The sequence below is a fragment of the Planctomycetota bacterium genome (assembly GCA_016125255.1).
Lineage (GTDB): Bacteria > Planctomycetota > Phycisphaerae > Phycisphaerales > Zrk34 > RI-421.
The window spans coordinates 302,634-324,142 of the sequence record WGMD01000002.1; the positions used below are offsets into that span (position 1 = coordinate 302,634).

Below are 21,509 nucleotides of genomic sequence, written 5' to 3' on the forward strand. Positions count from 1 at the left end.
AACTGGCAAAAAGCATGTACCTTGTCTACAGTAAAGACCTTTTCCCACTTGGCGGAGTGTTCGCAAATGTCCCGCACACCGATCTCCCTCCCGCAGCAGCGCAGCTTCGGCCAGACGATGCGCAAAGGGGCCTGGTGGCTCCCGTCGCTGCTGACGTTTCTGGGTCTGATGGCGTTCATCGTCTACTCGACATGGGCCGCCTTTCAAGGCGTCAACTACGCCTTCGGGCCGTACCTGTCGCCGATGTACTCGCCGCTGCTTTGGGAGGGGGCTGGCCAGCTTGTGCCGACGGGGCACGCATGGTTCGGCGCCTGGCCCGAGTTCCTGAAGATCGGCCTCCCGCTCACGCCGGCGTTTCTGATCCTCTGGGCCCCGGGCGGTTTCCGTTTCACCTGCTACTACTACCGCGGCGCGTACTATAAGGCCTTCTGGGCCGACCCGATCAGTTGCGCCGTCGGCGAGCCGCGCAAGAGCTACTGGGGCGAGCGCACATTCCCGCTCATCATTCAGAACATTCACCGCTACTTCCTCTACCTGGCGGTCATCTTCATCTTCCTGCTGGCCTTCGACGCATGGACAGCGATGTGGTTCCCGCCGGAGGGCGTCACCTACGCCGCGGCGCACGAAGCCGGGCAGCTCAAATTCGGCTTCGGCATCGGCACGCTCGTACTCATCATCAACCCCATCCTCCTCGGCGGATACACCTTCGGCTGTCACTCCCTGCGTCACCTCATCGGCGGGCGCAAGGATCGCGTGACCACCGCACCGATGGGCAAAAAGGCCTATGACTGCGTGTCCTGCCTCAACCGCAAGCACATGCTCTTTGCGTGGATGAGTCTTTTCTGGGTGGGCTTCACCGACTTCTACGTCCGCATGTGCGCGATGGGCACATGGCACGATCTTCGACTCTTTTAATAACCGCCGCTCAACGAACGGCGCGTCCTTTGCGAGATCTTCGATGTCTGAATACAAGACCCATGAATACGACGTGATCGTCATCGGCGCCGGCGGCGCGGGACTCCGCGCCGCGATCGAGGCGTCGGCCCAAGGCGTCAGCGTCGGGCTCATCTGCAAATCGCTCCTCGGCAAGGCGCACACCGTCATGGCTGAAGGCGGCATGGCGGCGGCGATGGCCAACGTCGATTCGCGCGACAACTGGCGCGTCCACTTCGCCGACACGATGCGCGGCGGACAGTACCTCAACAACTGGCGCATGGCGGAGCTTCACGCCAAAGAAGCACCCGATCGCGTGCGCGAGCTGGAAGCATGGGGCACCGTGTTCGACCGCACCAAGGAAGGCCGCATCCTCCAACGCAACTTCGGCGGGCACGCCTACCCCCGTCTCGCCCACGTCGGCGACCGCACGGGCCTGGAAATGATCCGCACGCTCCAGGATCACGGCATCCATCAGGGCGTCAGCGTCCACATGGAAGTCACCGTCGTCGAGCTGCTCAAAGACGGCAACCGAGTCGTCGGCGCACTCGCCTACGAGCGCGAGCACGGGCGGTTCCACCTGTTCAAGTGCAAGGCGATCGTCCTCGCAACCGGCGGATTCGGACGGGCGTTCAAAATCACCTCCAATAGCTGGGAATACACCGGCGACGGTCACGCGCTGGCCTATCACGCCGGGGCCGATCTGCTGGATATGGAGTTCATTCAGTTTCACCCGACGGGCATGGTGTGGCCCCCGAGCGTGCGCGGGATTCTCGTCACCGAAGGCGTGCGCGGCGAAGGCGGCATCTTGAAGAACAAAGAAGGCAAACGCTTCATGTTCGACGACATCCCGCCGCTCTACGCCAATCAGGTCGCCACCGACCCCGAAGAAGGCTGGCGCTACGTGACCGGCGACAAGAACGCCAAGCGCCCGCCGGAACTGCTGACGCGTGACCACGTCGCCCGCAAGATCGTCAAGGAAGTCAAAGCCGGCCGCGGCTCACCGCACGGCGGCGTCTTCCTCGATATCGCATGGATCAAGGAAAAGATCGGCAATTCCGAAGAGCACATCAAAAAGAAGCTCCCGAGCATGTATCACCAGTTCAAGGAACTGGCCGGCGTCGACATCACCAAAGAGCCCATGGAAGTCGGCCCGACGACGCACTACGCCATGGGCGGCATCCGCGTCGACGGCGACACGCAGATGTCCACCGTGCCCGGGCTCTTCGCCGCCGGCGAATGCGCCGCTGGTCTGCACGGGGCCAACCGCCTCGGCGGCAATTCGCTCTCCGACCTCGTCGTCTTCGGCAAACGCGCCGGCGAGTACGCCGCCAAATTCGCCAAGGACCATTCCGCCGGCTCGATCAACAACGATCAGGTCGAAGCCGCCGCAAAATGGGCGCTCGAACCCTTCGACCGCGGATCCAATGGCGAGAACCCCTTCGCCATTCAAAGTGATCTGCAAACAATGATGCAGGACAAGGTCGGCATCGTCCGCGAGGAAGGTGAACTCAATCAGGCGATCGACGAACTGGCCAAGCTCAAGGCCCGCGCCGACAAGGCCGGAGCGGAGATCAACCGCGATTACAATCCCGGTTGGCACACGGCCATGGATCTTCGCAATCTGATGACGGTTTCCGAAGCGGCGGCCCGGTCGGCCCTGCTCCGCAAGGAATCCCGCGGCGCTCATACACGCAACGATTTTCCCGACAAATCCGCAGAATATGGCAAGGTTAATGCGATCTGCCGCAAGGCGCCCGACGGCTCCATGAGCGTCGAACATGTGGCGACCAAACCGCTGCCCAAGGAACTGGCGGACATCATCGAGGAGTTCAAATAATGGCTCAGCGCACTTTCCGCATCTGGCGCGGGACCGGCGAGTCCAGCCAGTTCAAGGAATACACCACCGAGATCGGCGAGGGCATGGTCGTGCTCGACGCCGTGCATCAGATTCAGGCCGAGTCCGCGCCGGACCTGGCCTGCCGATGGAACTGCAAAGCCGGCAAATGCGGCTCGTGCAGCGCGGAAGTCAATGGCATGCCGCGCCTCATGTGCATGACCCGCATCAGCGATCTGCCCGCTGATGCGCCGATCAGCATCGAGCCGATGAAGGCCTTTCCGCAGATTCGCGATCTGGTGACGGACGTGTCGTGGAACTACGAAGTGAAGATGCGCATCAAGAAGTTCAAGCCGCGCAAACCCGACAATGCCGACGGTTCGTGGAACATGCAGCAGGCGGACATCGACCGCGTGCAGGAATTCCGCAAGTGCATCGAGTGCTTCCTTTGTCAGGACGTGTGTCACGTTCTCCGCGACCATCACAAGCACGACGGATTCTACGGCCCCCGCTTCTTCGTCTACTCCGCCGCCCTCGAAATGCACCCGCTCGACACCGAAGACCGCCTCGAACAGCTCAAGGACGACGGCAACATCGGCTACTGCAACATCACCAAGTGCTGCACCAAGGTCTGCCCCGAACACATCACCATCACCGACAACGCCATCATCCCCCTGAAGGAGCGTGTCGTCGACGAGTATTACGATCCCCTCACGCGCCTCTTCAGAATTTTCAAACCCAAATAGTGACGAATCGCCCTGTTTAGCGGCGCCGCTCGCGGCGTGCTTCCCTTTTCGACTACAATCCCCCGATGCCCACCCCGAAGATTCCCACCAACACCATCGCCGTCGGCGATTGCATTCAGACGATGCACGCCTGGCCCCGGGAGTCAGTCGATCTGATCTTCGCCGATCCGCCCTACAACATCGGCTACAAGTACGACGAATACGAAGACCGCCGCGATGATCGCGAGTACATCGACTGGACGATGAACTGGATCGACGCCTGCGCGGACCTGCTCAAGCCGACCGGGTCGATGTTCGTGCTCATCGGCGACGAGTACGCCGCCGAAACGCGCGTGCATCTGAAGGAGCTGGAGCGGGCGCACAAGCTTGTGTTCCGCAACTGGATCATCTGGCATTACACGTTCGGGCAGAACTGCAAGGCGAAGTTCAACCGTTCGCATGCGCATCTGTTCTACTGCGTGGGCTCCGCGGCTTTCGACAAAAAGAACTTCAAAGTCAGCGGCGGCATCGGCAAGAAGGCGACGCTCCCATTCACCTTCAACCGCGAAATCGTCGCCGTCCCCTCCGCCCGGCAGACGACCTACGGCGACGCCCGCGCCAATCCCGGCGGCAAACTCCCCGACGATACCTGGTACCTCCGCCCGCAGGAGGCCATCGACGGCGCCCCGGCCGACAATGCGCCGTGGTTTTTCGACCCCGATGGCGACACGTGGTACCTCTCCCGATTGTGCGGAACCTTCAAGGAGCGCGTCGGGTGGCATCCCTGCCAGCTTCCCGAATCGCTGCTCGAACGCATCATCAAAGTCAGCTCCAACGAAGGCGACATCGTCTTCGATCCCTTCACGGGTTCGGGCACCACGCTCGCCGTCGCCGCGCGCCTCGGTCGCCGCTGGCTCGGCACCGAGATGTCCGCTGACTACGCCCGCAAGGCGACGGAGCGCATCGAGCATGTGAGCGAAACCGGACAGACCATGCAGACCACGCTTTTCGACAAAGGCATCGTCATCGGCCAACCCAAGAAGAAGGCCGAGCCGCACCGTTCACCCAAGACCGGGCGCCGCCGCCGATCCAAACAATCATGAAGCAACCCCGCCCCGTTCTGATCGCATGTTGTCTGTCCCTGCTTGTCCTCACGACGAGCCGCGCCCTCGGGGCCGAAACTGATTTTCCGACGATTCGCTTCACCTCCTCGCTCGATCACTCCTCGCAACTCGCCCGGCTGTATCTGCCGCCCGAGTCGAATGAAAAGCCCGTGCCGCTCGTCGTCGTGCTGCACTCGTGGTCGGGCAATTACAAGCAGGAGTCTGATGACACGTCGGGTATGTTGCCCCATGCGATCGAGCGGCACTGGGCGATGCTCATGCCCGACTTCCGCGGGCCCAACGTCAAACCCGAAGCGTGTGCATCCGACCTTGCGGTGCAGGATATTCTCGATGGCATCGCGTATGTGCAGGCGCATGCGAAGATCGACCCGACGCGCATCTTCATCTACGGGGCCTCCGGCGGCGGGCACATGACGCTCGTCATGGCCGCGCGGGCGCCGAAGACTTTCGCTGCCGCGTCGGCATGGGTTCCGATCGCCGACCTCGCCGCGTGGCACGAGCAATCACAAAAGTTGCACAACAATTACTGGAAAAACCTCGAAGCCGTGACCGGCGGCGCGCCCGGCGCTTCCCCCGCCGTCGATGCAGAGTATCGCAAACGCTCGCCGATCGTCCTGCTCGACAACCCCGCCGTGCGCGGCCTGCCCATCGACATCAACACCGGCATTCAGGACGGACACACCGGCTCCGTCCCCGTCTCGCAGTCCATGCGCGCCTTCAACCTGCTCGCCAAACTCAATGGTCACCCCGAAGCGGTCATCCCCGATGACCAGATCGCCACGATGCGCGACGATCGAAAGGTCCCGCCGCCGCTGCAATGGCGCGGCCAAGACGAACCCAATCGCCGCGCCAAAATCCTCTTCCGCCGCACCGCCGGCCCCGTCCGCATCACCCTCAACGACGGCGGTCACAAAGGCGACCCCGCCCCCGCCCTGCTCTTCTTCGACCAGGTCATCGCCTCGCGCTAACCGCCTTCGGCGTGTCTACGTATTTCACGAATCGCACGCAGTTGGTGAAGCGACTCGGAATCCTTCGCCCGAGCGATGTGCTCTTTGACTCGAATCAAATCGTCAAGACCAATCGTTCGTACGTTCATGCCGCTCAGTTGCCATGTCTCTGAGTGAGCCAGAAGCGCATCATAATCGCCGATGGGCTCGATCCAGCCGAGCAGGTCCAATGGATCCATCGGCGTGTTGAATGTGAAGTTGGACCCCATCGCCAGCGTCCGTGCGTCGATCATGAAAGGTAGATCAGGCGGCGCGTCACGCAGCGTCACGCCGATTTCCCGAAGCGCACCGGCCAGACGTTTCAGATTCTCGTCCGTCCGTCGGTAACACAGATCGACGTCGTAAGTCAGGCGCGGACTGCCGAAAAGCACTTCCGCCTGCCCGTCGACAATCATGATCTCCACACCATGCCGCGCAAATACCCGAAGCAGACGCACCGTGGAATTGTCAGCCGATTCGCTGGGCATGCCGCTGCATCCGGAGTGTGGCAAGACGCTGATCGTAATTGCGCTGGAGCCGTTCTAATGGCGTGAGCTTGAGATTGGCCCGGATCAACGACAAGTCCACGCCGTTCGCGTTCTGCTCCGCAAAGTGATTGCGGTCGCGCATCCACTGCACCAATCTCGGATCGACCGGCTCGTTCATCATTCCATTATATCGGCCCGGATCGCGCCCAAACATCGCTACTTCTCCACGATCATCACGCCCTTCATCACCAGCCAGTGTCCCGGGAACGTGCAGATGTACGGATACGACCCCGGTTCCTTCGGGGCGTGGATGCGCAGCTCGAACGTCTCGCCCGGGTTGACCAGCGGCATCGACCAGAGCACTTCCTTCATTTCGGGAATGAAACTCTTCTTCATCCCTTCGTCGTTCTTGGCCATCTCGTTGCCCGCCATGCCGACTTTCATTTCGCTGCCCGGAGCGCAGATGACAAGGTTGTGGGCCGTCGCGTCCGGATTCACCAAGACGATCTTCACGGGCTTGCCCGCTTTGATGTGAAACTCCGTCGTGTCGTAAAGCAATTTCTCGGGCACCGTCCTGATTGTGACCACCTGCGGATTGAGCTTGTCGAATTTCTCGTTGGCGCGGACGGTCGCGGCGGGCAACGTCGTATTGATCGTGTTGGCCTTCTTCGGGCCGCTGGCGAGCATGAAGTGAATCAGGTGATGGTTGGCCGCCTGAAACGCCGGGTCGGGCTGCCAGATCGGCTTGAGCGCATCGAGCGTCTCGCGCAGCGCCAGCGTCGTGTAGTTATCCATCGGATGATCGAGCATCTTCAGTGCCGCCGCGATCGCGTCCTTCGATCCGTACCAGCTTGCCGCCATCGCCGCTTCGAGCCGCACCAGACCGTTCTCGTCGTCAGCGCACCTGGCGAGCAGTTTCGCATCGGGGTCGACTTGGTCATGCCAGAAGGCGAGCTGCGCCGTGGCCGCGGCGCGGGCGTGATGATCCTTGCAATTGAGCAATTGCACCAGCAGCGGACCGTTGACCGCGCGAATTCCCCGGTACATCCAGATCGCCTCCATCCGATGGTGATCCACTTCCGGATCGCTCCCATCAAGCTGCGCGACCCACTTGTCAAGCGCCGCTTTGACCAGAGCCGGATCGCGCTCGCGCAGTTCCGCGCGCACCGTGTAGCGCGTGCGGTACTCATAGGTCTTGAGCAGATCCAGCAGCTTCTCGATCGGCTCCCCGGCGATCTTCGGCGCGTCGACCAGCGGGCGATCCTTGGCGACGACCCGCCAGATGCGCCCCGACTTCTTGTCCCGCCGAGTATCGCGCAGCGAGTACTGCGCGTGACCCTTGACCGGGTTGTACCAGTCGCAGATGTACAAATCCCCGCGCGGCCCGAACCGGACGTCGACCGGGATGAACGCCAGATCGCTCGATGCGATCAGCTCCCCGATCTTCTTCTCCTCATAGTGCGAGTCCATCTCGTTCCAGGCCTGAAGCTCGATCGTCTGCGTCGGCTTGTACCGCACGCGCACATAGCTGCCCTGCAATTCCTCCGGCCACTGGCGCGAGTAGATGAACTCCTGTCCGCACGTGCCGCTGTACGCCGGAATGTAGTTGCCGACGGGCACATGAAGCTGCGGGTACGGCGGATTGCGCACATGCACCGCCTCCGCGAACACCGGGTGACTGCCCACATGAAAGCCCCACTTGTCGAACGTGATCCCCCACGGATTCGTGCTGCGATACTCGCCGAACGGGACAAGCTGCTGCGTCGCGGGGCGGAATCGGAAGAAGCTCGAATCGTGCACCCGCACCGGACCGTACGGCGTTTCGATCTGCGAATACAGAAAGATCGATTCGCGGAAAATCAGATCGCCGTCCGGGCTCCATGCAAAATCGTGCAATGCATGATGCGAGTCGCTCGTCCCGAACCCCGTCAGAATCCGCTCGCGCGTGTCCGCCTTGCCGTCGCCGTCCGTGTCCTTGAGAAACATCATGTGCGGCTGATCCGACACGTACACGCCGCCGTTACCGAACTCGAAACTCAGCGGGATGTGCAGCTTGTCCGCCCAGGTCGTGCATTTGTCCGCCTTGCCGTCGCCGTCGGTGTCTTCGAGGATGATGATCTTGTCGTCCTGCTCCTGCCCCGGCACGGCCTGCGGATAGCTCGTCGAGCACGACACCCACAGCCGCCCGCGCGCGTCCCATCGCATCTGAATAGGGCACGCCAGCTCGGGAAAGTCCTCTTCCGACGCGAAGCAATTCACCTGGAAGCGCGGATCGATCCGGAACGATTTAAGTTCATCCGCCGGGCTCTTCCATTCATTGATCGGCCGATCGCCCGTGATCGCCGGGAGGACAAGCGTGTTGGAGTCATCGATCTTATCGGGCACCGTTTCGCCCTTGGCCAGCGCCGCGATGCGCGCGTCGCGATTGGCGATCATCTGGTCCCATTTGGTGAATTCCCCCGGGAAATTCACCACGCCGTAGGGATTCTTCCGCTCGCCGTAAATGTAGGTGTCGTTGAGCGTGCGGTAGCGATGGAAGAACTTTTCGTTCTTGTCGAGAATCGCCTGTCGCAGCGATTCGTTGAACGTCGGCGGGTCTTCATGGAAACAGGATGCATAAAGTTGCCTGGCGAAAAGCTGATACCCCGCATCGTTGAGATGCACGCCGTTGATCGTCAACGGGCCCGCCTTCTTGTCCGACTGCATCGCCGCGAGCATCGGCGCGAGCACGTCGACGAAATCGATACCCTTGTCTTTCGCGACTTCCGCCATCGCCTGTGCATACAGCTTCTGATTGGCGATCGATTCGTGACCGTCCGGCATCGGGGCGCCAAGGTTCTCAAACCCGATGGGCGAGACGAGCACGATGCGCGGCGGGGTCTTGCCGTTGTACTTGTGCGTGAGCAGGTCATCAATGAACTTCGCCAAATCGCGCTTGAATCCCTCGACGCCGGCGGGCCCGTTGAAGGATTCGTTGAATCCGAACGCGGCGAAGATCACATCGGGCTTTTCGGTTGTCAAATAATCTTCAAGACTCGGCACATTCTCCGGCCGGGGGCGCAGCGATACTTCATCCGCGCTCCACGCCAGAGTGCGGACGATCAGCGGATTGCCGGCATAGCGTTCCTGAAGCAGCGCCTCGAAGTAGCCGAAGTCCTGCGCACGGTCAAAAAGCGTGTTGCCGATGAAGACGACGCGCGACCCCGGGCCGACCGGGTCGGCGGCGAAAGCGCCACAAGTGAATACCAGTACAAAAACGGCACAAATCGCTCGGCGCATGATGACCTCCGTGAACCTTTGCGGTCTTTTACGGAACGCCATCTTACCTGCGATTATTGCCCGGCGTCACAGACTCGCGCCACAGCACTTTTTGTATTTTTTGCCGCTGCCGCAGGGGCACGGATCATTGCGGCCGACCTGCGGGGCGGTGTTGACGATCGTTTCGGTGACCTGCCGATCGCCGCTGCCGGCGCGACGGGCGGCTTCGAGGTCCGCCCGCTGCTCGTCCGTGCCGCTCGCCGCCGCCGCGGCGCTGACGCCCGTCGATGCCGGTGATTCGTGCTCGGCTTTCTGATCGTGGTACACGCTGCGCATCTGCACGTTGGCCGTCAGCTTCGCCTTAAAGATCAGGTCAGTGACCTTGTCACGCATGCCGCGCAGCATGGCGTGGAACATGCGCGAACCCTCGGCCTTGTACTCGATCTTCGGATCCTTTTCCGCAAATCCGCGCAGGCCGATGGCGTCCTTGAGCTGGTCCATCGCGTACAGATGGTCCTTCCAGTTCTGATCGAGAATCTGAAGCAGCACGTACTGCTCGAGCTGCGTCAGCTCCAGCCGCAAAATCGTCAGCACGCGCTCGCGCAGCATTTCCTTGCGATCTTCCGCAGCCAAGTCCTCCTCACCAAGTTCGATGCCCCATCGCTCCGCCACGCGCCGGCGGACCGTGCCGTCATCGGGTCGGCCGTTGAGCGTCTGGTCCAGCCACGCATCGATCTTGGGCCCGCGCCATGCTTCACCCGCCTCGCGCAGTGAACGGTGAAGCTGCTCGCCGTTCATCTTCGTGACGACCTCCGGCGACCAGCCCAGATCGAAGCGCTGATTGGCCCAGCGCGAAAGCTGGTCCGCCGCCCAGGCCGTGCCTTCGGCTCCCTGCTGAGCGGTGGAGAAGACCATTTCGAGCACGAAATTGATCGGATAATCGATCTCGCGCCGGCGATAGGCCTCGAAAGCGCGCTCGCGGATGAGCCCGGCCACGCGCTTCTGGGCATCGATGAGCCGTTCGCTGGGGCCGGGCTTGATCTCGTCGACCGTCAGCTCGAGCCCGAACTTGTTGCGCGCCCACGCCGCCAGCTCGCTCGCCGCGTAGTCCGATTCGTAGAACTTGGAAAGCGCATCCATCGGCTTGCGATCGATCAGCTCGTGCGCGACTTCGGTCATGTGGTCCATGACCTCCTTCGGGTTCGACTCGCGCAGCTTGTTGATCTTCAGGTCCACGCTGAAGCGGCTCATCGCCCATTGGCTCAGCCCCTTCAGATCCCAGTCGGCCGGGTCGATGTCGTCGCTCATGAATTCGCCGACGCTGATTTCGATGTCCTGCCGCGCGTCCGCCTTGGCGTCCGAAAGAATCTGGCCGCGCACGTCTTCGATGTTCTCGCCGCGCAGTTTCGCCGGGTTGATGCTCACATTCAGAATCGCGCGCACCGCTTCGCTGACCTGCGTCGGCACATAGTCGGGGGCGTAGTAACTCGCGACCGCATCGTCGATCGACTCGGACAGGTATTCGAGCACCAGCGCCCGGATGCGCCGGTCTTCGAGCACCGCCTGGCGCGTCGCGTAGAACGTGTTGCGCTGGTACTCCATGACCTCGTCGTATTCGAGCAGATTCTTGCGGATTTCGTAGTTGCGCTCTTCGACCTTGCGCTGGGCGCGCTCGACGGACTTGGTGATCCAGCGATGCTCGATGGCGTCATCCTCCTGCATGCCGAGCATCGACAGCGCCTTCATCGTGCTCTTGCCGGCGAACATCTTCATCAGGTCGTCTTCCATCGAGATGAAGAAACGCGAGCTGCCCGGGTCGCCCTGTCGTCCGGCGCGGCCGCGAAGCTGATTATCGATGCGGCGGGCTTCGTGCCGCTCCGTGCCGACAATGTGCAGCCCCCCCGCTTCGCGCACTTCCTTCGCCAATTTGATGTCCGTGCCGCGACCGGCCATGTTCGTCGCGATCGTCACGTTGCCGATCGTCCGCCCGCGATTGTCGACGTGACGCTGACCGGCCTTCTCGACGATGTGCGCCTCGCGCTCGTGCTGCTTGGCGTTGAGCACTTCATGATCCAGCCCGTACTTCTTCGTGAGCAATTCCGAAAGCATCTGCGACTTCTCGACGCTCGTCGTGCCCACCAGCACCGGGCGACCGGCTTCGGCCTTCTCGCGGATTTCCTCGATGATCGCCTTCCACTTCGCGCCTTCGGTCAGATAAATCAGGTCGTCGCGATCCTCGCGCACGACCGGCACGTTCGTCGGAATGCACACGCAGTCCAGATCATAAATCTCCATGAACTCCGTCGACTCGGTGACGGCCGTGCCCGTCATGCCGGCCAGTCGCTTGTAGAGCTTGAAGAAGTTCTGGATGGTGATGGTGGCGAGCGTCTGGGTTTCCTGCTTGATCTTGACGCCGTGCCTGGACTCCTTGGCTTCGACCGCCTGGTGCAGGCCGTCGGACCACTGCCGTCCGATCATGAGGCGGCCGGTGAATTCGTCGACGATGATCACCTCGCCGTTCTGCACGACGTACTCGCGGTCCTTTTCATAGATGGCGTGCGCGCGGATCGCCTGATTGATCAGATGGTCCCACGCCATGTCGTTGCCGACGACGTAGAAGCGCGTGCCGACGATCTTCTGCGCTTCCTCGACGCCCAGCGGCGTCATGTTCGCCTGCTTCTGCTCGCGCTTGACGACGTAATACTGCGTGTGCCCGATGTAGCCGGCTTCCTTCTCGTCGAGGTAGTCGGGGCCCAGGTCCTTGAACTTGTGGATGATCTTTTCGATCTGCGATGCGGGGACGCCGGGCTGGACGCACGACTTGACGAAGCCCTCCGCGCGGATGCGCGAGGTGGTCTGCGTGTTGGCGGAGCGCTGCAGCGCGGTGAGCCGCTCGGCGACCTCGTTGGCCTTGACATACTGCGGCGCCCCGTCGTGCGCCGGGCCGGAGATGATCAGCGGCGTGCGGGCTTCGTCGATGAGGATCGAGTCGATTTCGTCCACGATGCAGAAGTCGCGCTTGCGCTGGACCTGCTCGCGGAGCGAGAGCTTCATGTTATCGCGCAGGTAGTCGAAGCCGAATTCGCTGTTGGTGCCGTACACGATGTCGCATTCGTACATCTGTTTTTTGAGATGTTCGGGCAGGACGTGGTACGGATGGATCGCGCCGATGGTGATGCCCAGCCGGTAGAACGCGGGGAAGACCCAGTCGCGGTCGCGCTGCACGAGGTAGTCGTTGACGGTCACGACATGGCACTGAAGCCCTTCGGTGACGGCCATGAAACACGCCAGCGGCGCGACAATCGTCTTGCCTTCGCCGGTCTTCATTTCCGCGATCTTGCCTTCGTAGAGCACCATGCCGCCGATGAGCTGCACATCGAACGGACGGCAGCGGAAGAACGGCCGGCTCTCGGGGTACAGCTCGCGCACCGCCTCGTACAACTCGACGGGAATGTCCACCTGAAGGAACGGCGGGACGTCGTCGACCTGCCCGATGATCTTGCCGGGCGCCGTCGCGGCGATCTGCTCTTCGAGCTTGCGGTAGACGCTCTGAAGATGCGACGGCAGCTTCGCGACGTCGAACTTGGACTTGTGCTCGGGGTTGAAGATGTTGCGGATGCCGACGTTGCGGTCGAGCGATTCGCGCATCACGGCGAAGGCCTCGTACATGACCTCCGCGGCGGGCGTGCCGTCGGCGATGCGGCGGCGCAGCTCGGCGGCTTTGTCGCGAAGCTGCTCGTCGGTGAGCGGGCGAATCTGCGGCTCCAGCGCGTTGATGAACTCGACGCGGCGGCGGTACGACTTGACCATGCGGTCGTTGCGGGAGCCGAACACTTTGCGAAGGACGGTGGTGACGGGGGTGATGAGGGCCATGGGTCGATTCCTGAATCAGATGCCGCACGCGGCGCGGCGACACGGATAGCTGCAAGTTGTGGAGCGAATGCTCCGCCGAGGTACGAAAACGCTGAGGGACGAATCAGCGCAGGGGCGGAGGCAGATCGATCAGCGCCGGCCGAGTGAACACATGCGGCACGGGGCGATCCGAAGGCGCGGCCGGGGACTGGAACGACACGATCGGAGCGACATCGAAGCCCCGCGTGTCTTCATGAACGAACGAGACGTTGGCGGACACCAGGTGCCGCGCCGCTTCGCTGACGCATCGGACGATGGCGCTGGCCTTGTCCTGCGAGCTGGTGACGACGGCGGCGCGATTGCCCGTCGTCGCCGCCTGCGCCGCCGGAGCGGCCAGCAGCGGCAGCGCCGCCACGAGGCCCACCACGAGCGTGGGGCCGATGACGTTGCGGAATGGGCGTGAATTCGTGTCGTGCATCGTCAAGGTTTCTATCGTCCAATCGACCCGATCGGTTCGCTTTCGCGACGGTTCATATTATAGCCGCCCCCCGCCGAGCCGGTATCATCAGAGCGATGAGGCCCGCCGCGTCCGAAAACCATGTCGCTCCCGACCGTTCCGCCGGTCTGCTGCTGCATCCGACGAGTCTGCCGGGGCTGCACGGTTGCGGGGACATTGGGGCGATGGCGCATCAATTCATCGACTACCTCGCGGCGGCGGGGCAGCGATGGTGGCAGATGCTGCCGATCGGACCCGTCGGCGGGACCGGCGTGCCCTACAGTTCCGACTCGGCCTTCGCCGCCAGCCCCCTGCTCATCGAATTCGCCGACCTCGTCCGCGCGGGGCTGCTGCGGGCCGACGAAGTTCGGCCGATGGGTCAGCGATACGCCCGGCGGGTCGATTACCCGCGCGTCATCAAACACCGTCACACCCTGCTTCGCCGCGCCTTCGCCCGCTTCGATCCGCGCGGCGATGACTTCGCCGCGTTCTGTCATGAGGAGCATCACTGGCTCGACGACTACGCCCTGTTCGCGGCGATCAAGGCGGCGATGGGGCATCGACATTGGACGCTCTGGCCGCACAAGCTCGCCCTGCGCGATGCGGCAGCGATGCGCGAGGCGAGGCGCGAGTTGCATGACGCACTGACCTTCATCTGTTTCACGCAATACCAGTTCGTGCAACAGTGGCGGACCCTGCGGGCGCACGCTCATCGCAACGGCATCCAACTCATCGGCGACATCCCCATCTATGTCGACCACGACAGCACCGACGTCTGGGCGCATCGCGCATTGTTCCGACTCGATGCGAAGGGCCGGTGCCGGTTCGACAGCGGGATGCCGCCGGACTATTTCTGCGCGGACGGTCAGCGATGGGGACATCCGCTGTATGCATGGTCGAAGCACCGGGCGACGAAGTTCGCATGGTGGACGGGGCGCGTGACGCACGCACTTCGGTATTTCGACGCGGTGCGCATCGATCATTTTCCGGGGTTTTGCCGGGCATGGGCCATCCCGGCGGAAGCGGTGCGGGCGAGCGACGGGTTCTGGTCGCCGGTCCCGGGCAAGGCGCTTCTGTCGCATCTGCATCAGACGATCGGCGACCTGCCGTTCATCGCCGAGGACCTGGGTGACATTCCGCCGGCATGTGCGAAGCTGCGCGATCAGTTTCACATCGCGGGCATGCGGATTCTCCAGTTCGCCTTCGACGATGCGCATCACCTGCCGGAGCATCTGCCGGAACATTGCGTGGCGTACACCGGCACGCACGACAACGACACGCTTCGCGGTTTCATCGCGCGCCAATCGCGCCCCCGGAAACGAAAGATCATGCGCTATGCGGGCGGGACCTATGCGGAGCTTCACTGGAACCTGATCGCCGCGCTGTACCGATCGGCGGCAAGGCGCGTCATCGTGCCGATGCAGGACGTGCTGGGACTCGGTTCGCGGGCGCGGATGAACATCCCCGGCGAGCCGTTCGGACAATGGGGATGGCGCATGGGCGAGGCGGATTTGCGGTCGGTCGATGCTCATCGGCTCGCCGCGATGGCGGGGGCGGCGGGCCGGCGCTGAAACATTTTCAGATTTGTGTTGATGCGCCGGCGGTTTGTGTTATGGGCTTCATAGAGGAGGCCGCATGTCGTCGGATCGGATGGAACAAGTGGTGCAATTGCTGCTGACGCATCAGACGCGGATGCGGGCGTACATTCGGGCGCTGGTGCCCGAGCGTGCGGGTGCGGAGGATGTGCTTCAAGAGACGAACATGGTGCTGTGGCGCAAGGCCGCGGAGTTCACGCCGGGGACGGAGTTTATGGCATGGGCTCTGACGGCGGCGCGGTTTCAGGCGCTGGCGTGGCGGCAAAAACAGCGGCGCGATCGGCTGGTGTTTGACGAGGCGTTGATGAACGACTTGGCCGACGCGGCGGGCCGGGAGGCCGAATCGCACGATGACCGGGCGGAGGCCTTGCGCGGCTGCCTCGCGAAGCTGCCCGCAGCGCAGCGTGACCTGCTGGCGGCGCGCTACGCCGCGGACGGCTCGCCCGAGGCGATCGCGCGTCAGATGGGCCGACCGGTCGGGTCCATTCGACAGACGCTCTACCGCATCCGCGCAGCCCTGCTGGCCTGCGTGGAACAGACACTGGAGCGAACCGAGGCATGATGCACGCGGCTGACCATTCCGATCCGCTGGCGCTGCTGATGATGCGGCTGTGCGACGGCGTGATGGACGCAGCGGCGCGGGACGAGCTGGCCGCCCTGCTGCGCGACAGCGCCGAGTTGCGCCAGCGGTTTGTGCGGCTTGTGGCGCTGGACGCATTCATCGCCGAAGAGTTCGCCGGCGCGCCGGCGCTTGCTTTTGCGAAACAGCCGCCGACGGTGCCGACACGCGAAACGAGCGGCGATCGGATCATGCGGTCGCGCGGCTTGTGGTATGGGGCGGCGGCGATGATCATGCTGGCGGCGGGCATTTTCGCGCTGTATCCCATGGCGCGGCCGACGCCGCCGATCGCATCGGCGCCCGCCGGGCCGGCAGTGGTGGCGCTGGTTTCGGATCTTTCGCCCGATGCGCAGTTCGAGGATGCGGATATCGCGCTGGGGGAGGATGTTTCACCGGGACGATTTGCTCTCACCGCCGGTCGGGCGCAGTTGATGTTCCGCTCGGGCGCGGTGGTCGATCTGACGGGGCCGTGCGAACTGAAGATGAGCGGGCCCAACGAAGCGGAACTGGTCAGCGGGACGTTGCACGCGACGGTCCCGGTGCAGGCGATCGGCTTCCGCGTCCTGGCGCCGCGGGGCGTCACGGTCACGGACCTGGGCACGGAGTTCGTCACGCGCGTCGATCGGCTGGGCGTGTGCCATGTGCAGGTGCTCTCGGGCCGGGTGCGCCTCGAAGCGATCGACAAGTCGGTGCTGACGCATCTGGAACTGGCCGCGGGGCAGGACGCCTTGGTGGATCGCGGCGCGATTTTGACGATGCCGCTGATCGCGCCGGCGGCGGACCCGCATGAGGTGATCATCGATCCGACGCTGTTCAACGCGGCGACAAACGACCCGTCGCGCGGCGACGATCCGCCGGGGCTCGTCGAAAACATCCGCGCCAGCGACACCGTGGCCGGCACGACCTCGCTTCAGGACGCCTTCGGCGCGGTGCATAATTCCCTCGAGCCGGGCTACGTGCTCTTCGCCGACGGCGGCGTCATCGACAATGGCAATGCCACGCTCGGCGACGGCGGCGAGACGGTGGACTACATCGAATGGGACACCGCCCGGCGGATCGAACTGGGCGGATACCGCGTCGAGCTGCGCGGCGACGACACGAAGCCGGGGGGCCCGCGTTCGGCGGGGATGCTGCGATTGAGCGTGGACGGCCAGGTCGTCGATACGTACGACGTGCATGGGCAGTCGGGCGTGGTGCTGCGCGTCTTGGCCAATGGGCCTGTCCGCGGGCGGACGTTCCGGCTGGAGCTGACGCGCATGACGAATCTACCCGCCAACAGCGGGCCGCGTCTCGGTGAGATCGACGCGGTCAATGCGCGCGTGGAACGCGAGACACACGGCGGCGAAGCGTCGCCCCGGTGATCGGAGATGGAACCCTTTGCCGGTCCCGACGACCGGCGGAACTTTCAGGAGAACGTGCATGTGCGGCCAAATTCTCAACAGCGTGCGGAAGATCATGATGTTCGCAGCGACGATACTCCTCAGCGCCGGCGTCGCCTCGGCGTCGACCGTCGACCCGATTCTCTTTAACGCCAACACCAACACCGGCGGCGACGACCCCGCCGGACTCGGCACCGCCTTCTCCGCCACAAGCTCCATCCCCGGCGACACCGTCGAAGACGCCTTCGGCAACAACGACGGCGGCATCGAGTCCAATACCTTCATCTTCGACAACGGCCGAACCGCCGACAACGGCAACCTCGTCCTCGGCGACGGCGGCGAATCCGTCGACTCCATCTCCTGGTCCACGACCAGCGTCATCATCCTCGATGGCTACCGACTCCTGGCCAACCCCGACAACGTCGGCGGCGGAAACTTCAGTCGCGGCGTCGAACTCGCGCAATTCTCCGTGCAAGGCGAAGCCGACGACCTCTATGATCGCGATCATCAGGACGGCGCCATCGATCGGCTCTTCGCCATCCCGCAGGTCGGCAACGCCTTCCAGCTCTCCGTCACGCACTTCAATGATCAGGGCGCCCGCATCAACGAAATCGACGCCCTGACCACCGACACCTCCGCCGCCGTCATTAACACCACCATCTTCAACGCCACGACCAACAACATCGGCGAAGGCGATCAGGCGCCCGGCCTTGCGTACAACTTCTCCAGCTCCCCCCGCGTCGGCGCTGACACCATCGAAGACGCCTTCGGCAACAACAACGGCAACGTCGAAGGGGCCACGCTCCTGTTCGCCGACGGCGGAACCGTCGACAATGGCGACAACGTCTTCGGCAACGCCGGCGAAACGGTCGACTTCGTCGCCTGGCGCACCCTCTCGCCCGTCCAGCTTGACGGATACGTCGTCAGTCTCGAAGGCGACGGCGGCGTACAGGGAGCCCCGCGCTCGACGCAGCTTGTCCGCTTCTTCGTCAACAACGTGCTGGTCGACACGTTCGACGCCAACGGCTTCACCGGCGCGTTCAGCCGCCTCTTCAGCGCGGGCACGCAGATGGGCACAGACTTCCGCCTCGAACTGACGCGCACCACCAACGGCGGGGCCAACGGCGGACCGCGCCTCGTCGAAATCGACGCCCTCAACGCCGCCGCCGTCCCCACCCCCGCCGCTCTGCCCGCCGGGCTCACCCTGATCGCGCTCCTGACGATGCGCCGCCGCAAATGAAAAACTCCTCCATCCATTTCGGACACACCAGGCGGGGTGACTTCAGTCACCCCGCTCCGACCTTTACGCGACATGGTTTCACCCTGATCGAACTCCTCGTCGTCGTCGCGATCATCGCTGTGCTTATCGCGATTCTCCTGCCGTCGCTGACCCAGGCGCGCGAAGCCGCCAAGCGCGCCGTCTGCGCCTCCAATCAGCGGCAGCTCGTGCAGGTGTCGATCGAATACGCCATGTCCAACCGGCAGGTCATCGAGCCGCGCTACTACGCGTTCAATCAGTATCACATTCAGAACTGGGCCGGCGGAATCCACGGCCTCAAACTCGTCTACGACGCCGGTTTCCTCAAAGACCCCAAACCCATGTACTGCCCATCCGACACGTTCTTCAAAGTCGACCACGACTTCCCCGTCCATACCGGCCTCGGCGACGAATACCTCATCAGCTATGGCCAGCGCGAGGAAAAGGCCGGCGAAATCTTCACCCTCCCCTCACTCCGCACGCAACGGGCCTTCTTCAGCGACTTTTTCGTCTGGGTCCACAGCGGAGCCCCCGGCGACTTCGAACGCACCGTCGAACATCACCAGACCGGCTGGGTCATGAGCCGATTCGACGGCTCGGCCACATGGATCGGCAAGACCGACGAAATCTGGAACGACCTGTCCTGGTCCACCGACTTCACCGAGCAGGGCCGCACGTGGCGGACGTTCGACCGACTCTGACGCCCCCGCAAAAATATTTTCCGTGGCTTGTAATATTCCCGCCCATGCCGCTAAATGCTCATCGGAGACTTTCCGCCCCGATGAGCGATGCGCCTTCCCATCTCGACGCTTTCGTCAAACTGCTGACCGATCATCAGTCGCGGCTGTATGCCTTCATCTACTCGGTGGTGGGGGATGCGGAGCTGGCGCGCGAGGTGTTTGGGGAGACGAATCTGATTCTCTGGAAAAGGGCGGCGGAATTTGACCTGGACCGCCCGTTCGTGCCGTGGGCCTTTGCGATCGCGCGCATGCAGATTCTCGCCGCCCGGCAGCGCGGCCGGCGCGATCGGCTCGTGTTCGGCGACGCGATGCTCGATCGCATCAGCGCCCGGTGGGGCCTGATCGCCGAGGAACTGCCCGATCGTCAGCAGGCGCTGGCCGATTGTCTGCGCCGCCTGCCGGAGCATCAGCGGGAGCTTGTCGAGCAGCGTTATGCCCGTGGCATGAGCGTTCAGCAGATCGCGCAGGCGACGGGCCGCACCGCCGGCGCGATGTCCGTCCTGCTGCACCGCATCCGCACCGTGCTGGGGCAGTGCATCGAAGAGCGTCTTGATCCGGAGGCCCGCTCATGACGGACGCCGCCCGCCGAGCCGCCGATTTCGATCAGCTTCTGGCCGATTATCTGGCCGACCAGCTTGACGACGCGGGATGCGCGATGCTCAAGGAGCGCCTCACCGAGGATGATGCGGCGCTCGATCAATACCTTCACGCCGCGACGCTCGAAGCGATGCTCGCATGGCGTCACGGTCGGGCTTCCATCGACCAGACGCTTCGCCCCCGAGCGGGCTCAGCGTCAGCGTGGCGCGCGACGGAAGACTCCCGCATCAAGGTCACGCCGACGCTGCTTGCCCGGAGCCCTGTCGATGGAAGCGGCGCTTCGCCGCGAAGCGTCTGGTACCTCGCCGCGCTCCTGCTCCTCGCCGCAGCGCTGACATACGTCTTCCTGCCTTCCACTCCCCACTCCGAACTCCCCACGCCCCACTCCGCCACCCCGGCGTCTTTCGCCATCCTCAGCGACCTCTCAAATGACGCGACGTTCGCCGACGGCTCCCTCCCCCTCGGCTCCGACCTCACCGGCCCGATCCAACTCACCGTCGGCCGCGCCCAACTCATGTTCAAATCCTTCGCTGTCGTCGATCTGACCGGCCCGTGCGAATTCCAGATGACCGGGCCCAACCGGGGCACGCTTCATCACGGGCAGCTCGAAGCGTATGTTCCGACCGAAGCGCACGGATTCACGGTCGACCTTCCCGGCGGATCGAAAATCATCGATCTGGGCACGCGCTTCGCCGCTCGCGTCGATGGCGATGATCAGTGCGTCGTGCAGGTCCTTGAGGGTCGCGTGCAGTTCGTCGGCGCCGACGGCGTCGTGCGAACCATGACCGCCGAGCAGGCCATCGCCGTCGCCGGCACCCGCCTTTTGACCTTGTCCCCCGGCGACCTCCGATTGCCCGTCCTTGGCCGTCCGGACATTTCGCCCATCGTGCAGTCGCTCGTCCGCGACCCCGCCCTGGTCGTCTATTACGATTTCAATCAGCTCAATATCGCCGGCGACACCCTGCTCAATCTCGTCCCCACGCGCCCGTCGATTCAAGGCGTGATCCATGGCGCCAAGCGCGTTCCCGGTCGATCGCCCGCCGACGACGCCCTGCAGTTCGACGGCTCGGATGACAGCTACGTCCAGCTTGATCCCAACATCGACTACACCGACCTGACGCTCATGCTCTGGGTCAACATCCGGCAACTGGACAACAGCTCCTCCGGCCTGATCATGAGCGATTTCACCGACGGCACCGTGATGACCCATCTGCAAGTCGACCGGCACGGCAATCTGTCCTTCCAGTCCGCACCGACCGCCAAGCCCTTCTTCGATGCGTCCCATCTCAATTGCTGGGTCCAGGTCGCGGTCGTCATCGACGCCCGCGCCGGCATCGTGGACATTTACCGTGACGGTCAGCTTTTTGAGACCCATCCCGCACGCGACGCCAAACCCGTCCACCTCGGCCTGATCCGCATCGGCAACTGGAACGCCCGCGACTATCGCTCCCAGCATTCGCTCCATCGCGGACTCGACGGCCGCATCGATGACGTGATCATCGCCCGCCGGCCCATGACCGCAGGCGAAATCAAAAAGCTCTATGACGCCGGGCGCACGCCCTGACGTGAACACATTGTCAACCGATCTGTTTTCAGCAACCCATGACCATCAAAAGGAGCAA

At 63.4% G+C, this 21,509-nt stretch carries 17 protein-coding genes; 12 read left to right on the forward strand and 5 right to left on the reverse strand.

The genetic code is table 11. The annotated features are described in order from the left end of the window. Positions 1–66: 66 nt before the first annotated feature. From GC162_02370 to GC162_02390, 5 genes are all read left to right on the forward strand, one after another. Positions 67–915 (forward strand): succinate dehydrogenase, encoded by an 849-nt coding sequence (locus GC162_02370; GenBank protein ID MBI1367479.1) that lies wholly within the window; start codon positions 67–69, stop codon positions 913–915. Between the two features lie 43 nt (positions 916–958). Next, positions 959–2,773 carry a fumarate reductase/succinate dehydrogenase flavoprotein subunit gene (locus GC162_02375; protein ID MBI1367480.1) on the forward strand — a complete coding sequence of 605 codons (1,815 nt, stop codon included), beginning with the start codon at positions 959–961 and terminating at the stop codon, positions 2,771–2,773. Beyond that, complete coding sequence (locus GC162_02380; GenBank protein ID MBI1367481.1) at positions 2,773–3,516, forward strand: succinate dehydrogenase/fumarate reductase iron-sulfur subunit; 744 nt, start codon at positions 2,773–2,775, stop codon at positions 3,514–3,516. Before GC162_02375 ends, GC162_02380 begins: the two co-directional genes overlap by 1 nt. 65 nt (positions 3,517–3,581) lie before the next feature. After that, the gene (locus GC162_02385; protein ID MBI1367482.1) at positions 3,582–4,598 is read left to right on the forward strand and encodes a site-specific DNA-methyltransferase; all 1,017 of its coding nucleotides are present in this window, start codon (positions 3,582–3,584) and stop codon (positions 4,596–4,598) included. Continuing rightward, positions 4,595–5,587 carry a prolyl oligopeptidase family serine peptidase gene (locus tag GC162_02390; GenBank protein ID MBI1367483.1) on the forward strand — a complete coding sequence of 331 codons (993 nt, stop codon included), beginning with the start codon at positions 4,595–4,597 and terminating at the stop codon, positions 5,585–5,587. The genes GC162_02385 and GC162_02390 overlap by 4 nt, the downstream gene beginning before the upstream one ends. On the opposite strand, the gene GC162_02395 is transcribed toward GC162_02390, so the two are convergent. The 5 genes from GC162_02395 to GC162_02415 form a co-directional block, all read right to left on the reverse strand. Beyond that, positions 5,584–6,063, reverse strand: a complete 480-nt coding sequence (locus GC162_02395) for a hypothetical protein (protein ID MBI1367484.1) — start codon at positions 6,061–6,063, stop codon at positions 5,584–5,586. The two genes, GC162_02390 and GC162_02395, sit on opposite strands and share 4 nt — an antisense overlap. 10 nt (positions 6,064–6,073) lie before the next feature. Beyond that, positions 6,074–6,271 carry a hypothetical protein gene (locus GC162_02400; protein MBI1367485.1) on the reverse strand — a complete coding sequence of 66 codons (198 nt, stop codon included), beginning with the start codon at positions 6,269–6,271 and terminating at the stop codon, positions 6,074–6,076. A 38-nt stretch (positions 6,272–6,309) separates the two neighbouring features. Further along, on the reverse strand, positions 6,310–9,414 hold the full coding sequence (locus GC162_02405; protein ID MBI1367486.1) for a hypothetical protein: 3,105 nt from the start codon (positions 9,412–9,414) through the stop codon (positions 6,310–6,312). Positions 9,415–9,438: 24 nt separating this feature from the next. Beyond that, positions 9,439–13,224, reverse strand: coding sequence for a hypothetical protein (locus GC162_02410; GenBank protein ID MBI1367487.1), 3,786 nt, complete (start codon positions 13,222–13,224; stop codon positions 9,439–9,441). A gap of 103 nt (positions 13,225–13,327) precedes the next feature. Then, complete coding sequence (locus GC162_02415) at positions 13,328–13,681, reverse strand: hypothetical protein (protein ID MBI1367488.1); 354 nt, start codon at positions 13,679–13,681, stop codon at positions 13,328–13,330. Here GC162_02415 and malQ point away from each other — a divergent pair. The 7 genes from malQ to GC162_02450 all read left to right on the forward strand — a co-directional run bounded on the left by malQ (position 13,657) and on the right by GC162_02450 (position 21,451). Further along, positions 13,657–15,270, forward strand: a complete 1,614-nt coding sequence (gene malQ, locus GC162_02420; protein ID MBI1367489.1) for a 4-alpha-glucanotransferase — start codon at positions 13,657–13,659, stop codon at positions 15,268–15,270. The genes GC162_02415 and malQ overlap by 25 nt on opposite strands. A gap of 64 nt (positions 15,271–15,334) precedes the next feature. Continuing rightward, on the forward strand, positions 15,335–15,856 hold the full coding sequence (locus tag GC162_02425; protein MBI1367490.1) for a sigma-70 family RNA polymerase sigma factor: 522 nt from the start codon (positions 15,335–15,337) through the stop codon (positions 15,854–15,856). Continuing rightward, a complete protein-coding gene (locus GC162_02430; protein ID MBI1367491.1) occupies positions 15,853–17,274 on the forward strand; it encodes a hypothetical protein in 1,422 nt (473 codons plus the stop codon). Before GC162_02425 ends, GC162_02430 begins: the two co-directional genes overlap by 4 nt. Before the next feature lie 58 nt (positions 17,275–17,332). After that, a complete protein-coding gene (locus GC162_02435; GenBank protein ID MBI1367492.1) occupies positions 17,333–18,532 on the forward strand; it encodes a hypothetical protein in 1,200 nt (399 codons plus the stop codon). After that, entirely contained in the window at positions 18,529–19,251 is a 723-nt protein-coding gene (locus tag GC162_02440; protein MBI1367493.1) for a prepilin-type N-terminal cleavage/methylation domain-containing protein, read from the forward strand. Before GC162_02435 ends, GC162_02440 begins: the two co-directional genes overlap by 4 nt. Then, on the forward strand, positions 19,155–19,862 hold the full coding sequence (locus tag GC162_02445) for a sigma-70 family RNA polymerase sigma factor (protein MBI1367494.1): 708 nt from the start codon (positions 19,155–19,157) through the stop codon (positions 19,860–19,862). Before GC162_02440 ends, GC162_02445 begins: the two co-directional genes overlap by 97 nt. Continuing rightward, positions 19,859–21,451, forward strand: a complete 1,593-nt coding sequence (locus tag GC162_02450) for a hypothetical protein (GenBank protein MBI1367495.1) — start codon at positions 19,859–19,861, stop codon at positions 21,449–21,451. Before GC162_02445 ends, GC162_02450 begins: the two co-directional genes overlap by 4 nt. The last annotated feature ends 58 nt before the right edge of the window (positions 21,452–21,509 follow it).

Coding starts and splice junctions, on each gene's coding strand:
- GC162_02435 (MBI1367492.1), top strand. CDS start 17,333: ATGTGCGGCCAAATTCTCAACAGCGTGCGGAAGATCATGATGTTCGCA.
- GC162_02415 (MBI1367488.1), bottom strand. CDS start 13,681: ATGCACGACACGAATTCACGCCCATTCCGCAACGTCATCGGCCCCACG.
- GC162_02425 (MBI1367490.1), top strand. CDS start 15,335: ATGTCGTCGGATCGGATGGAACAAGTGGTGCAATTGCTGCTGACGCAT.
- GC162_02390 (MBI1367483.1), top strand. CDS start 4,595: ATGAAGCAACCCCGCCCCGTTCTGATCGCATGTTGTCTGTCCCTGCTT.
- GC162_02370 (MBI1367479.1), top strand. CDS start 67: ATGTCCCGCACACCGATCTCCCTCCCGCAGCAGCGCAGCTTCGGCCAG.
- GC162_02445 (MBI1367494.1), top strand. CDS start 19,155: ATGGATCGGCAAGACCGACGAAATCTGGAACGACCTGTCCTGGTCCAC.
- malQ (MBI1367489.1), top strand. CDS start 13,657: ATGGGCGTGAATTCGTGTCGTGCATCGTCAAGGTTTCTATCGTCCAAT.
- GC162_02385 (MBI1367482.1), top strand. CDS start 3,582: ATGCCCACCCCGAAGATTCCCACCAACACCATCGCCGTCGGCGATTGC.
- GC162_02450 (MBI1367495.1), top strand. CDS start 19,859: ATGACGGACGCCGCCCGCCGAGCCGCCGATTTCGATCAGCTTCTGGCC.
- GC162_02410 (MBI1367487.1), bottom strand. CDS start 13,224: ATGGCCCTCATCACCCCCGTCACCACCGTCCTTCGCAAAGTGTTCGGC.
- GC162_02440 (MBI1367493.1), top strand. CDS start 18,529: ATGAAAAACTCCTCCATCCATTTCGGACACACCAGGCGGGGTGACTTC.
- GC162_02430 (MBI1367491.1), top strand. CDS start 15,853: ATGATGCACGCGGCTGACCATTCCGATCCGCTGGCGCTGCTGATGATG.
- GC162_02375 (MBI1367480.1), top strand. CDS start 959: ATGTCTGAATACAAGACCCATGAATACGACGTGATCGTCATCGGCGCC.
- GC162_02405 (MBI1367486.1), bottom strand. CDS start 9,414: ATGGCGTTCCGTAAAAGACCGCAAAGGTTCACGGAGGTCATCATGCGC.
- GC162_02400 (MBI1367485.1), bottom strand. CDS start 6,271: ATGAACGAGCCGGTCGATCCGAGATTGGTGCAGTGGATGCGCGACCGC.
- GC162_02380 (MBI1367481.1), top strand. CDS start 2,773: ATGGCTCAGCGCACTTTCCGCATCTGGCGCGGGACCGGCGAGTCCAGC.